General features: G+C 34.3%; 13 protein-coding genes. 2 read left to right on the plus strand and 11 right to left on the minus strand.

Features of this window, described 5'->3' with window-relative positions; genetic code table 11:
* Window positions 1-78: 78 nt before the first annotated feature.
* The 4 genes from AAG068_RS17850 to AAG068_RS17865 all read right to left on the minus strand — a co-directional run bounded on the left by AAG068_RS17850 (window position 79) and on the right by AAG068_RS17865 (window position 3,536).
* Window positions 79-1,557 (minus strand): DUF4822 domain-containing protein, encoded by a 1,479-nt coding sequence (locus AAG068_RS17850; RefSeq protein WP_342715278.1) that lies wholly within the window; start codon window positions 1,555-1,557, stop codon window positions 79-81.
* 422 nt (window positions 1,558-1,979) lie between these two features.
* Window positions 1,980-2,231: a DUF2164 domain-containing protein gene (locus AAG068_RS17855; RefSeq protein WP_001994665.1), complete on the minus strand. Its 252-nt coding sequence runs from the start codon at window positions 2,229-2,231 to the stop codon at window positions 1,980-1,982.
* 11 nt (window positions 2,232-2,242) lie between these two features.
* Window positions 2,243-2,701 carry a peptidoglycan recognition protein family protein gene (locus AAG068_RS17860; protein WP_144488125.1) on the minus strand — a complete coding sequence of 153 codons (459 nt, stop codon included), beginning with the start codon at window positions 2,699-2,701 and terminating at the stop codon, window positions 2,243-2,245.
* A gap of 13 nt (window positions 2,702-2,714) precedes the next feature.
* A complete protein-coding gene (locus AAG068_RS17865; protein ID WP_342715279.1) occupies window positions 2,715-3,536 on the minus strand; it encodes a protein phosphatase 2C domain-containing protein in 822 nt (273 codons plus the stop codon).
* A 126-nt stretch (window positions 3,537-3,662) separates the two neighbouring features.
* Here AAG068_RS17865 and AAG068_RS17870 point away from each other — a divergent pair, with 126 nt between their 5' ends.
* Window positions 3,663-4,472, plus strand: a complete 810-nt coding sequence (locus AAG068_RS17870; RefSeq protein ID WP_342715280.1) for a YitT family protein — start codon at window positions 3,663-3,665, stop codon at window positions 4,470-4,472.
* A 20-nt stretch (window positions 4,473-4,492) separates the two neighbouring features.
* Here the strand turns inward: AAG068_RS17870 and AAG068_RS17875 are convergent, their stop codons facing one another.
* Window positions 4,493-4,864: a VOC family protein gene (locus tag AAG068_RS17875; protein ID WP_342715281.1), complete on the minus strand. Its 372-nt coding sequence runs from the start codon at window positions 4,862-4,864 to the stop codon at window positions 4,493-4,495.
* Between the two features lie 236 nt (window positions 4,865-5,100).
* Between AAG068_RS17875 and AAG068_RS17880 the strand changes: the two genes are divergently transcribed.
* Window positions 5,101-6,633 carry a BA3702 family sensor histidine kinase gene (locus tag AAG068_RS17880; protein ID WP_342715282.1) on the plus strand — a complete coding sequence of 511 codons (1,533 nt, stop codon included), beginning with the start codon at window positions 5,101-5,103 and terminating at the stop codon, window positions 6,631-6,633.
* A gap of 48 nt (window positions 6,634-6,681) precedes the next feature.
* On the opposite strand, the gene AAG068_RS17885 is transcribed toward AAG068_RS17880, so the two are convergent.
* From AAG068_RS17885 to AAG068_RS17910, 6 genes are all read right to left on the minus strand, one after another.
* Window positions 6,682-7,293: an alpha/beta hydrolase gene (locus AAG068_RS17885; RefSeq protein WP_342715283.1), complete on the minus strand. Its 612-nt coding sequence runs from the start codon at window positions 7,291-7,293 to the stop codon at window positions 6,682-6,684.
* A 24-nt stretch (window positions 7,294-7,317) separates the two neighbouring features.
* On the minus strand, window positions 7,318-8,256 hold the full coding sequence (locus AAG068_RS17890) for a ring-cleaving dioxygenase (RefSeq protein ID WP_342715284.1): 939 nt from the start codon (window positions 8,254-8,256) through the stop codon (window positions 7,318-7,320).
* Window positions 8,257-8,743: 487 nt separating this feature from the next.
* Entirely contained in the window at window positions 8,744-10,222 is a 1,479-nt protein-coding gene (gene putP, locus AAG068_RS17895) for a sodium/proline symporter PutP (RefSeq protein WP_342715285.1), read from the minus strand.
* 315 nt (window positions 10,223-10,537) lie between these two features.
* Entirely contained in the window at window positions 10,538-12,106 is a 1,569-nt protein-coding gene (locus AAG068_RS17900) for an FMN-binding glutamate synthase family protein (RefSeq protein ID WP_342715286.1), read from the minus strand.
* 67 nt (window positions 12,107-12,173) lie between these two features.
* Entirely contained in the window at window positions 12,174-13,301 is a 1,128-nt protein-coding gene (locus AAG068_RS17905; RefSeq protein WP_342715287.1) for an alkene reductase, read from the minus strand.
* A gap of 590 nt (window positions 13,302-13,891) precedes the next feature.
* Window positions 13,892-14,353 (minus strand): CarD family transcriptional regulator, encoded by a 462-nt coding sequence (locus AAG068_RS17910; RefSeq protein ID WP_342715288.1) that lies wholly within the window; start codon window positions 14,351-14,353, stop codon window positions 13,892-13,894.
* Between the last annotated feature and the right edge of the window lie 274 nt (window positions 14,354-14,627).

Consider the following 14,627-nt stretch of genomic DNA (forward strand, 5'->3'; position numbering starts at 1 on the left):
TTTGCCCATAAAATCATTTTAAAACGACAAAAAGATGCCTGAAGGTATCTTTTTGTCTATAAACAACTATTTTACATCTTACTTTGTGAAATTTGGTTTTAGGTCACCTGTATACGGTTCGTGCTCAACAAAGATTTTTATATCTTTTCCATTCGCATCTTTCCCTAGTCTTGTATACGTAAATTTCTCTTTATTTAGCTCAGTAAGTTCAAGGACAGCACCATATTTATTATTTCCTAACGAAGCGTGAGCCCTTATTTTATTACCATGTACAACATCAAAGAAACCATAGTCTCCACGACTTTCACCTGTATTCACATTGAAAAACTCGTATTTATTTGTATTTTTATCGTATTTTGCTAGACTAATAAAGTTTGAGTTATATTTTGTTACATTATTACCTTGTTCGTCTAATACTACCGTTCCATTCCATAGTGTACTAGATAAAATTTCATCTCCATCAACGTCCGTAACTATTTTCCCCGTCGAGCTTTCTAAACTTTTATCAGGTCGCGTAAAAGAAAGTTCTTTTTCATGATAAGGAACATGTTCAACAAACACTTCTACATCGTTCCCTTTTGCATCTTTCCCCATTCTTTTATATGTAAATTTCTCCTTATCTAATTGCGTTAATTCAACAACTGCTTGATAATTTTGCGTTTCAGAAATTAATACTCTTTTCTTTCCATCATTCGTTATAAAAAAGGTACCGCTATCATTACGACTCTCTCCTGTATTTGCATGAAAAAATTCATACCTTGCAGTTTTAACATCATATTTTGCAAGCCCAATGAAATTTTGATTTTCTTTCGTCACATCATTATGATCTTTGTCATAGACTTTTGTCCCTTGCCAATTTGTTTCACCAAGTATGCTAGCTAGTAGTTGCCCTTTCGTTTGTTTAGTTTGCTCAGTTTCTTGTATTGCTTTATATAAAAATTGTGCGTATTGTTCACGTGTCACATCCATACTTGGAGCAAACTTCCCTTCTCCTACTCCTTTTGTAATATTATTTGTTTGAACAGCACTAATTGCATTTCTTGCCCATGAGTTCGTTGAAACGTCAGTAAAAGTGTGATCACTCTTTGCTTTTAAATGAAAAGCATTTGTAAGAACCTGCGCCATTTCTGCGCGTGTTAACGATGCCTTTGGTCTAAAGTTTCCATGCTCATCCCCCTTAAAAACCCCCATTTCTGTTAACGATAAAATTTCCTTTATATAGCTTGTTGAATCTTCACTTACGTCACCGTATGGATTTTGGTAATTTTTGTTTTCTTCCATATTAAAATAACGATACATTAAAGCTGCAACCTGTTCGCGTGTTACGTTATCTCCAAAACCAAATCTTCCATCATCATAGCCAAAAATGATTTTCTCACCTGTTAATTGCTGAATCGCCTCATATGCCCAGTGCCCCTTTGGAACATCTTTGAATACACCAGTATGATTCGTGTTTGGTGTAACCGCTTCTGCTTTCACCTCTCCATTCGTTTCACTTAATAAACTTCCACCTAAAACTGCTGATATGATACATGTTTTTAAAATTGTTTTATTCATAGTTTCCCAATCCCTTCATTTAACAAAGAATTACACCACTTATCTTCCAAAATAAGATTCTATGTGAGCAATTCATGTTTTAAATTTTGATTACAGCTAATCGCTTACACCTCCAAGTTTTTTTTCGTAATATCCATAGCTGTTGTATATAGAAATTATAAATAGCAACTATAAATTGCCCATAAATAAACTATTAAAAAAAGATAAAATTAACATAATATATTTTTAATCTCAATCTAAAAAAACGTTATTCTTTCTCATCTAGCTTGTTAAGAAAGAATAACGTTTTTTAAATTATAGGATCCCTTTTGGTAAAAAAGAAAAAGTTTATTTTATATGTTCAAAAACAATTTCATAGTCCTTTCCAAATAAAATATCGGAAAGAAGCCGTGGCAAATACTTATTTTATAATTAGAGAAAGGTTACTTCCCTTCATTCTTCTCTAATACATATAAATCTTCTTCAATATTAGATAATTTCTCTGTTACAAGCTTTCTAGCATCTCCAATTGCTTGATTGTATGCAAATGGTCCTACTAATTTAATCATTTCTTCTATTAAACGCTCTGCTTGGAAGCGCCCAATTTCATCTAAATCTTCCTCAACGAAAAATTGCTGAATTTGTGCTACTAGTTCTTCTTTTTTATCATTTGGTATTTTTATATTCATCATCATTTATTACTCCTCTATATGTAAGATAGTACGTTTCTTAACTCTACCATAGAAAAACGCTTTCCAGGACAACTTTTTGTAACGCCTTCTAGCTCCCTATGACCGAGTATATTTTCTTTCTTTATAGCAAACTGTTTCATAAACATTTTACATAAAGAATATAATGCATTCATTTGTGCGGTAGTTGGATCATATTTATCAAAATTACCCGTCATACATATTCCAATTGTATCTCTATTATTATCTTTCGCATGTGCTCCAATATGTAAACCTCGTCCTTCGATTACAGTTCCATCTTCTTCAATAAAATAATTGTAACCGATTCCGCTCCATCCTCTTACTTTTTGATGAAATTCATGTGTTTTATACACATCCCATCCATCTTCGGATGTATGATGGATAATCAGTTTATTCACTTTTTCTAAAGGAACTAATTCATCTTGAAATGTTAAATTAACACATTTAATTTCCATTTGAACATCTCCCTTAAAAATCAATGATCATAATTGTTTTATCATCTGGTCGTATTTTCTTTTCCCCTTCTAGCTCTTCAATAATTGCTACATATTCATTTATACTATTCTTTCTTATATATGCAACAGTTTGTTCGAGTGGCCAATCTGGGTGGAATAATCCGTCTGAACAAATAAAAATCCCACTCACTTCATCTATATGTAATTCCCCATGCTGCAAATAATGAATCGCTTCTTTCATTCCATTCGCAACGGAATACCCATCCTTCACATTTGCAAGATAACGATTATATTTTAACTGTTCTCGCACATCTTGAAAAACATGTTCTTCCGGTACAGATAATCCCTTTTTACGATCTTCTTCTCTTTTCTTTTTTGCTCGTTTACTAATTCCTTCAACTGTGTCTTTCGTTAATACTTGCATCGTTCCATTTTGAAGTATTGCGACAATCATACAGTCCCCTAACTGTACGTATTCAATTTTCTCCCCATCTATTTGCACTGCCGCAATACATGTGCACCACAAATGCTCTTTTTTTCTCGTGTCTACTTCATATTCTAACATTTTTCTTTGCAATGCTTCATTTGCTTTTGCAACTGCAACTGGTAAACTATGATTTTCACGTAATGAAGCAAAATAACTTGCAAATAAATGCGAAGCGATGTATGCTCCATTATGTCCCTTTTCATCACGAAATGGGACAAGTGGTGTTGCACCGTCACATACACCATACATCTTTTTTTCTTCATTACAAAAATAAGAATCCTCACATTCTTGCTTCAACGGGCTTTTCTGTTGATATGTTTTTATCTTCACAACTGTATCCCCTTTCAAATAATAAAATACTCAAATTCTTTTGATTAATCTAATTTCCCGAAATAAACTGTTTTTACCCAAAACTTTCAATATCATATATAATCTTGAAATAATATGAATTTTTTAGTGAAGGACGGGAAAGAGATGGTCAGATTTCTTGGTGTTATTATTGGTTCTATTATTATTGCGATTGCCTTTAATCTTTTCCTTATCCCCCACAAAATTTTAAGTAGTGGAATTGGCGGAATTGCTATTATTTTAGGGATTGTAACTCCTGTAAACACAGGTATTATTAACTTTGTATTAAACTTACCTATCCTTATTTTAGGATACATAGGTCTTGGAAAAAAAGTAATTTTTAACACGATTATCTCTGTTATTGTATTATCTGTTGCATTATACTATGTTCCAGTGAAAGTCGTCGCAACAGATCCGCTTTTATCATCTATCTTTGGTGGTGTCATTGCCGGAGCTGGTATCGGTCTTGTTTTTAACTGTAATGGATCAACTGGTGGATTTGATATTATCGGTATGTTGTTGTCTCGCAAAAGAGATATTAAACTTGGCGGATTCCTTATTGTTTTAAATGCAGTCGTTGTAATCATTGCAGGATTCTTCTTCACTTGGGATGTTGCTCTTACAAGCTTACTTTCGATTTATGTAACTGGTAAAGTTATCGATGCTATTCATACGAAACATCGGAAGGTTACACTTATGATTGTAACAAATGAAGCAGAAAAAATGAAAAAACAACTTCTTTCAACTGTTATACGTGGAATTACATTACTTGATGGCGAAGGTGCTTATTCTAGCGAAAAGAAACGTGTACTTATGACCGTTGTTTCTCGTGAAGAATTAGCAAGTATGAAATTAACAATTTCTGAAATTGACCCTCATGCATTCGTTAACATTACCGAAACGGTTGAAGTATTAGGATTGTTTAGAAAAGGTTAAAAAACTAGGTGGATTTCCACCTAGTTTTTATTTTCCATAAATTCAATTCGATTTCCGAACGGGTCTGACACATAAAATCTAATTACATCTGGTCGTGCATGATCATCTATCACTTCAATACCTTTTTTTATTAACTCTTGTTTAAATTCATCTATTTTTAAAACATAAAAAGCTGGATGCGCCTTTTTAGCTGGATTGAAGTTTTGCTCAACTCCAATATGAATCTCTTGATTTCCACACTTAAACCAACATCCACCACGCTTCTTTAATTCCTCTGGCTTCGGGATTTCCTCCATACCTATTGTTTCACCATAAAACGCTCGTGCTTCTTCTTCACACCCTACAGGCGCAGCTACTTGTACATGATCGATCCCTTGAATATAATTTCTCATTTTCTCTCCCCCTCTTCTACCCTAATGTTATAAGGAAAACCTACTCCTGTAACTTACAAAAGGTTTATAAAACAATATAAGCTCCCCTTATTACCACCTGGCACTCACTTTGCAAAAAATAAAGAAAACAAAATTTATTATATAACTTCCATTTTTTATAGAAATACACGTTACATCTATATTATAGTTATGAATAGACAAATCTTTTTAGATGCTATTTGTACGGAGGAGCTATTATGAGTCGTAAAAAATTTTCATCAACTCAAAGAAAACGTCATCCGAACATTTCTAGACGTTTGCGAAACCATATACAAGATCGTTCATTAACAGAAATGTACGCATCTCTGTTCAAACATAATCCTGATAGTATTATTTCATTAAATTTGGAGGGCATTATTTTACATATAAATCCTTCTGCCGAAAAAATATTAGGTTATACTTCTTTAGAATTAGAACAGAAAAATATTACCTCTATTTTAGAAGCCCATATTTCTGAGCAAGTATTACAAAATATAAAGAATACGGAAGCGGATAATCAACAAGAGTATATTTTATCTATTTATCATAAAAATGGTTTCTTATTAGACGTCGTAACAAAACTAGTTCCTATTTTTGTCCAAAATCGTCTAACTGGCGTATATGCCATTATGAAACCTCTTGAAAAATCAGAAAGAATTGAGAATATGCTAAAAGAAAGTGAGAAGAGATTACGTACATTAGTGGACTCCATGCCTGCGTTTGTTATATTTAAGGATCATGAAGGACGCTGGCTTGAAGCAAATGACTATGCACTTTCTTGTTTCAATTTCCACCATGTACCTTATCACGGGAAAAAAGATAGTGAACTCATTCAATATAACGAAGCTTACCGAGAAGCTTTTTTACATTGTGAAGAAGTCGACGAACTAGCATGGCAACAAAGACAAATTCTTCATGGTGAGGAATTCATTATTCATAGAGATGATTCCGACCTAATCTTAAGTATATCGAAAGTTCCACTTTATCATCCTGACGGCTCGCGAAAAGGTCTTATCGTAATGGGAAGAGACGTTACCGAGCTAAAAGAAACGGAAAAGTTATTACGAAAATCAGAAAAGCTCGCAGTAGTCGGACAACTGACAGCTGGAATCGCCCATGAAATTCGAAATCCACTCACTTCTCTAAAAGGTTTTCTAACATTGCTACTCCCTGAAATAAATGAGGAGCAAAAATGGTATATCGATGTTATGTTAAGTGAGATTTCACAGATGGAATCTATCACTAGTCAATTTATGGCGATGTCTAAACCACAAGTATTATCTATCCAAACTTGTAATATACAAGCTTTAATTGAAGAGGTAGTTACATTTATTTTACCAACTGCTATTATGCATAGTGTCCATATTATTATGGATCATTTTGATTACAAATATGATATTCAATGTGATGGTAACCAATTAAAACAAGTTTTTATAAATATATTAAAAAATGCGATAGAAGCGATGCCAAATGGCGGGAATATTTACATCCAAACAAAACCATTAGATGATACCTTTATTTTAATACGGATTATCGATGAAGGTTGTGGTATCCCAGAAGATCGTATCTCTCGTCTAGGCGAACCATTTTACAGTTTAAAAGAAAAGGGAACGGGACTAGGATTAATGATGTGTTACAAAATAATTGAGGAACATCATGGTAAATTACACATTGCAAGCGAATTAAATAAAGGTACGATCGTTGATATTCAATTACCGCTTTCTTCATCTCATCTTGCAATCCAGTCGTAAATAAAGAAAGAAGCATCTGCAACCATTAGCAGATGCTTCTATTTACTTTTATAATACTGTATTTTCATACCATTCTTTCGCTTTTTCTACTTCACTCATTGTTAATTGATGTCCTCTATTTTCCCAATGCATTGTTACATTAGCGTTTGCATTTTCTAATAGTACCTTTAATTCCTCTGATTCTGCTGATGAACAAATCGGGTCATTTGTCCCAGCAGCAATAAACACGGATTTTCCTGCTAAATTAGGCAATTGTGTTCCTCTTCTAGGCACCATTGGGTGATGAAGCATAGCGCCTTTTAATGCATTTTCGTAATGGAATAATAAGCTTGCAGCAATGTTTGCTCCATTTGAATAACCGATAGCTACAATGTTATTTCTATCAAATTCATATGTTTTTGCAGCTTCATCTAAAAACTCATTTAATTCCTTCGTACGGAAAATTAAATCTTCTTCATCAAAAATGCCTTCTGCCAATCTACGGAAGAAACGTGGCATGCCATTTTCTAATACATTCCCTCTAACACTTAATACAGATGCTTCTAGGTCAATTATTTCTGCAAGTGGTAATAAATCTAATTCATTACCTCCTGTACCATGAAGTAATAACAACACTGGTTTTGACGTATCTTTTCCTTTTTGAAAAACATGTTTCATCATAATCCTTTTCCCCTTTCAATCACTTTAATCTAAATTTCTCACTTCAAATGGTAGAAGTGTTTGTTCAATTTGTTTTCTATGTGATTCATATTGCTCCGGTAACTTTAATTCCTCACCCATCGTCTCTAACGATTCGTCATGGGCGAAACCAGGAGGGTCTGTTGCAATTTCAAATAAGATTTCCCCGTGTTCTCTAAAATAAATTGCGTTAAAATAATTTCGATCTTGTACAGGTGTTACGTGATATCCAAAACGAGTCACATGCTCTTTCCAGTCTAGTTGATCATCATCGTCAGTCGCTCTCCAAGCAATATGATGAACTGTACCAACACCCATTTGACCACGCCCGATTGTTGACAACCTCAAGTCGATAACATTCCCAATATCAGCAGAAGAACGGAATCGAACGAATTCACCTTCTTCTCCAATTTTCTCAAGACCCATAACATGCTCTAACAATTCAGCAGTTTTTTGAGGTTGTGCAGATAAAAGAACAGCACCGCCAAATCCTTTAATTGCTACTTCTGGCGTAACTTCTCCAAAAGTCCAATTATTTAATTCGCCCTCTTCTCTTTCTACTAATTCTATATGCAAACCATGTGGATCATCAAATTCTAAATACTGCTCTCCAAATCGAGTCATTTTTGTATATGCAACATCGAATTTTTTTAATCTATGTTCCCAAAACTCCATTGCACCTTTTGGTACGACATAAGACGTAATGCCTACTTGCCCATCCCCAATAACGCCTTGACGAGCACCAGCCCATGGGAAAAACGTAATAATTGTTCCAGGTTTTCCTCCTTCATTCCCAAAATAAAGATGGTACGTGCCCGGATCATCAAAATTCACAGTTTGTTTCACTAAACGTAACCCTAATACACCAGCATAAAAATCTACATTTTCTTTTGGATGCCCTACGATTGCTGTAATATGATGAATCCCCATTGTTTTCTTTTCCATTTCGTTCACTCCTTTTTAGTCCCTTATAAAAATTTTTATACATTAAAATTCATTATTCATTTTGTCCATACTGCAAAGTAAAATCCGTCATGATAATTTTATCTCGAATTCGAGATATCGATTATAAAATCCAACGAAAATGTCTAATTTATCGAAATTATCTCAAATTCGAGATAATTCCTAAAAAATATTTACTTCATTTGAAATCTTTATTCAAAGCACAAATTACCTTGAACTCAAATTAATTATAAGTTACTTACTTTTAGTTGTCAATAATCTCCTTATTTTCATTTTAAATAAAGTGAAACTTTAATCAGTGGGGGTTTTCTTCATCCCCCACTAATTATTAGTTGAACCAATCGGACTTTAATGGGCAGCCCGACCCCCACCTAAATTCTTTACTTTCGCTGAATTTTGAGGTGGGGATCTTACTGCCCGTTAAAGTGGGATAAAAAAAGAGTAAACGCCAGTTTACTCTCTTCGCTAATTATTTCGTTTCCTCTTCAAGCACTGCTTCCATCTCATTAAATTCACGATGAATTGCTTTCACAGGTTCTTTTGTTACTAAACTTACAATAATAACAGCTAATAAGCTACAGAAGAATCCAGGTACCATTTCATACATAGTCGCTTTTAAACTTGGAATTTGTACCCAAGTAATTACAACTACTGCACCTACAATCATTCCTGCAAGAACGCCCCATTTGTTCGTTCTTTTCCAATATAAACTTAATAAAATTGCAGGTCCGAATGCTGAACCAAATCCTGCCCAAGCATAACCAACAAGTGTTAAAATTGTATCACTTGGATGATAAGCTAAAACAACTGCGATCATAGCTACTACTAATACTGACAGTCTACCGATAAATACAAGTTCTTTATCACTTGCGTTACGACGGAAAAATGTTTTATAGAAATCTTCCGTTACAGCACTTGAAATAACAAGTAATTGCGAGGAAATACTACTCATAATCGAAGCCAAAATAGCTGATAGTAAAAACCCAGTGATGTACGGATGGAATAGAATATTTGAGAATGTTACAAAGACCATTTCTGGGTCTTGTAATGTCGCATTATTTTTAGTGTAATAAGCAATACCAATTAAACCAGTAAGCATTGCGCCTATAATTGAAATTGTCATCCAACCGATACCGATTCTACGAGATGTTTTTAAATCTTTAATAGAGGTAATTGCCATAAAGCGGACAATAATATGCGGTTGACCAAAATACCCAAGACCCCATGCTAAAAATGAAATAATACCAAGAATTGTAGTCCCTTTAAACATATCTAAACGCGATGCATCAACTTGCTTAATTGTATTGAATGTTTCTGTTACACCCCCCACATCTGTAAAAGCAACAATTGGTACTAATACAAGAGCAATAAACATAATACACCCTTGCACAAAGTCGGTCCAACTTACTGCTAAAAAACCACCGAATAGTGTATAAGCAACTACGACACCGACAGTTACAAATAAACCAATTTTATAATCAAGGTTGAAAGAATTTTCAAACAAACGTCCACCTGATACTAAACCAGCCGACGCATAAAATGTGAAAAATACTAAAATGACGATAGCGGAGACAAAACGAAGTATTTTCGTACGATCTTTAAATCGATTCTCTAAAAAGTCTGGAATCGTAATTGAATCATTTGCCACTTCTGTATACGTTCGCAAACGCGGGGCAAGAATTAAATAGTTTGCATAAGCACCTATTAATAAACCTATCGCAATCCATACACTTGATAATCCTGTTGCATACATCGCACCAGGTAATCCCATTAGCATCCAACCACTCATGTCAGAAGCACCAGCTGATAAAGCTGTAACTGCTGGACCGAGTCCCCTTCCGCCTAACATATAATCTGATAAATCGGATGTCTTCTTATAAGACCAATAACCGATATACAACATACCTGCCATATAAATAGCAAGCGAAACCATAATCTCAATCTTCACCAAATCTCTCCCTTAGTTACATAAGCCATTCAAAATTTCGAAAAATGACTTTTTCTATTTTCTTGTTTTCGCTTATGGTTCCCTACCTTACCAAACATTTTTTGTTCTTTCAAGTGAACAAGCCTTTTTCACTACATGTGAAAACCTCTATAAACGCCTTTATCCCAGTGGATTACCCGGGTTTTAAAAGGAATTAAAGTAAAAATATTCAGAAAGTAAAACGTCATTTTTTCATACCTTGTTTTCATTCTTTTATCAGACACATTTTTAAAAGAAAAAAGCCATACGAATATATGACTTTTAGTAGCTTATCTTCTATTTACTAGTAGGAAACAATTCTGAAAGAGGAACTACCCGCCCCACCTCATCTTTAAACACAATATGCTCTCTCGTGAAATGACGCGGACTCTTTACTCCAGCTGCTGCCGCAAGTGAGAACAAACTATATCTCATACTAACAACATAATTCATTACGCGCCATTTCTTCTCATACGGATCTAACGCTTTTTGATAGTGCGGATTTGTCGTAGCAACTCCAGATGGACATTGACCGGAATTACATTGAAGTGCCATTATACAGCCACTTGCCATCATAAATCCGCGTGCTGAATTTACGGCATCTGCTCCAATTGCTAAAGCAATCGCCACCTTATCTGGTGTAATTAATTTCCCCGAAGCAAACACTTTGAATTTGTTCCGAACACCATAATGATTCGCTGTATCAATACAAGTTAGTAATGCTGGAATAAGCGGCATCCCCATACTATCTGCCATCGATTTATACGTTGCTCCTGATCCACCTTCTGAACCATCAATGGTAATGAAATCTGGATAGATGTTTAACTCTTTCATCGTTTTGAATAAGTCTTCTAGCGGCTCTTGCTGTCCAATTACAATTTTCATACCGACTGGTTTACCGCCGTTTTCTTGCAAACGCTGAATAAAATAAAGTGTATCTGCTGCATTATTTAAAAATGAAAATCGATTTGGTGAATTAATTGTCTCGCCTTCTCGTACATTCCGAACAGAAGCAATCTTTGCATTTACTTTTTGTCCTTCTAGATGGCCACCACGTATTTTCGCACCTTGCCCAAATTTCAACTCAAATGCTTTAATATTACTTTCTTTCGCTTTCTCCATAAACTTCTCCATTGAAAAATTACCATCCTCATCACAATACCCGAATAATCCTGGACCAATTTGTGCAACAATATTTACACCTGTATGTAAATGTTCTGGTATTACACCACCTTCTCCCGTATTAATCCACGAACCGCCAGCCATCTTCGCGCCAAACCCACTCGCTAAAATATAATTTTCGCCAATCGCACCGTAAGACGTTGCTGATGCACCAAACATACCATACAGTTTCCATGGGTATTTACGGTTTTCACCGACGATAATTGCATCGTCTTCTTCATATAACCAAAGATTCGTTGTATCCGCTGTCAATTTTTCTCTTCGTGAAAATAACCCTTCTTTATGAATTACATACTTTTTCCCTTCACGTTCTTGCGTTACATTCACACTTAATTCATCTGTTAATATCGGAAATAATGTATTAGCAATATAATAGCCAGATGCATCAAAATCTCGTTTTGATCCAAAACCGAGTATTTCAGAACGATACTTTGCAAGAAACATTACACTTTGAAAATCATAACGTGAAAAAGGTTTTCCATCCGTATCATGATCAAACCAATATTGCCGAAATTCCGGTCCTATCTTTTCAAGTAAATAGCGCATCCTCCCTAAGTATGGATGCAGCTTTAATATAGAATGATACGTCCGTTTTTTAATGAAAAATGTAATAATAAAAAAAATGATTAATAGTAGCATCAATAAGAGCAATATACTAATAATAACGAGTAGCGTTTCACTCATTCCGCTTCCTCCTATGGAAATCCATAATAAAAGGAGAACACCTGATGTGTTCTCCTTTTATCTTTATTCAAATTAATGTAGCAAGATGCTCTTTGGCATCATATTCAACTAAACTTTCAGCATTTTTAATTCGATGAACAAAATCTGGATTAGCAATTAACGGTCTTCCGAATGCCGCTACATCAATCGTTCCTTCTTGCAACGCTTCTTCAGCTTCTTTCGGATTTAAATTCCCTACTCCTACAATCGTACCATCCCAATATTTTCTTACTAATTGATGAAAATTCTTTCCGTCAGCAATAACTGCCGTATAATTCATTGTTGAAGGGTGAATCATCATTAACCCAACTTCTTTGAACATTTTTACAAATGATTCAATTGCAAGTTCAGGATTTTCCCACATATAAGTAGGATTATCACCTTTGAAAGCAGAGAAGCGAAGAAGTGTTTTATCAGCTCCAACAGCTTCTATTACAGCCTCAGTTACTTCTTTCATAAACGTTAATCTTTCCTTTAAGTCACCGCCGTATTTATCAGTACGCTTATTTGCAAACTCATAAGTAAATTGATCAATTAAATATCCGTGTGCACCGTGGATTTCTACTCCATCAAATCCAGCTTCGATCGCATTCTTCGCAGCTTGTGCGTATTGACCGATCACTTCTTGTATTTCTTCTAACGTCATTGCTTCTGGCGTATCAAACGGTTTACGAAAACGTGGAACATTTCCTTCTGCAGCGATAGCAGACGGTGCTTGCGGCATTTGCCCACCAATTATTTCGTGATGACTCATACGTCCAACATGCCATATTTGAGCAATAATCGTTCCACCTTCTTTATGTACTGCCTCTGTAACAGGCTTCCACGAATCAATTTGTTCTTGTGTATAAATTCCTGGTACTCCCGGATTCCCTTTTGCTCTTGGGCTAATGACGATTCCCTCTGTAATAATGATTCCAACTCCATCAGCTGCACGCTTTCTATAATACTCAACTACATCAGTACCAACGACTCCCGTTTCATGATTCGCGAAACATCTCGTCATCGGTGCCATTGCTATACGATTACGAAGAGACCAAGATTCAATTTGAATCGGATCAAACAACTTCGTTTCTTCAATGTTTTCAAAAGATCCCCAAGCGTTTATATTTGTTCCTTCATAAATACTTGCTGCTTTATTATTTGAACTTTTCATTTTTCTTCCCCCTAAAAATATTCTTACTATAATCGCATCATACTTACTTTTAGATAGTAACGTCAATTTATACGCTTTAAACACAAAACATTCGAATATCAAACAAATAGAATGCTATAAATAAACTAAAAAAGGTTTCCTTAGTAGGAAACCTTTTTTAATTGACCATATATGGGTATCAATTTCTTTATCTCTTTTATATAAAGAATTATTATCTCTTCACATATAAAAAATCCCTTATCAATAGAAGTGGACATGGTTCAGTATTCTTCTAAAAATAATAACTTATATACCTAAAACAATGAAAGCCCTACCTCTCTTTCATCCTTACGGCTCCTCGTCCGTGCCAGTGTGAATCAGGATTGCAAAAATCAAGTAACTATTCTATCGAAGTGTTTGATTAAACTTCGAACATTCGTAAAGAATTAAAAAATAAAAATGGATTTGATTGTAGTAATAACAAAAGAGGTTAATGCTCTAAAAGTGGTTTGAAAGAGTTGAATGTCTTTGAAATGATTGATTGTCTATAATTTCGTTCCCAAAAAATTCAAAACCTTTTTTGGGATGCAATACATTATTTGTAATAAACCTTAACAAAAGCTTTTTATTTGATTTTCTGTGATACCTTCAATTAATCCCAGTTCACTAATCAAAAATTCATGTGCATTATCTAGCATTTTCTTTTCGCTTGCATTAAGTGCTTTTTCTTTCTGTATACGCATTAAATCACGCACAACCTCAGCACCTTCTTGCATTTTACCCGTTTTTATTTTATCAGTGTTCAATTTATACCTTTGTTTCCACGTAAGTAATCTATCTGATTCTCCATGTTGAAAAATATCTATTATGTGTATTAATGCCGTGATATCCGTTACTGGTCGTATATTTGAATTCAATATTTTCCCTTCAGGAATCATTATTTCCATATTACTAGCCGACATTTTTATAACATAATATTTTTGTTTTTTCCCTGCGATTTCCTTCTCTTCTATGGCTTTAATTATACCTGCTCCTTGCATTGGATAAACAATGTTATCGCCAATTTGAAACAAATAATCCACCTCCATATATGGTAACCTTCTCAATCTTAACATATATTTATTTTTTTAGCAAAATTTTTATTTTATCATAAAATTATTTTTAGTGTCAATCCTTTCAAACTTAAAAAATAACCTCGTAAAATATCACTTAAAACCCACAATCTTCTTAACTTTCCCGCACATATATACACTCTAATTTCACTTTCTCTTTTTACATAAAAACACATTACTACATATGAGTAGTAATGTGTTTTTTTATACGGAATCGGTAAAAATTCTCTATTAA

The organism is Bacillus paramycoides (assembly GCF_038971285.1).
GTDB lineage: Bacteria > Bacillota > Bacilli > Bacillales > Bacillaceae_G > Bacillus_A.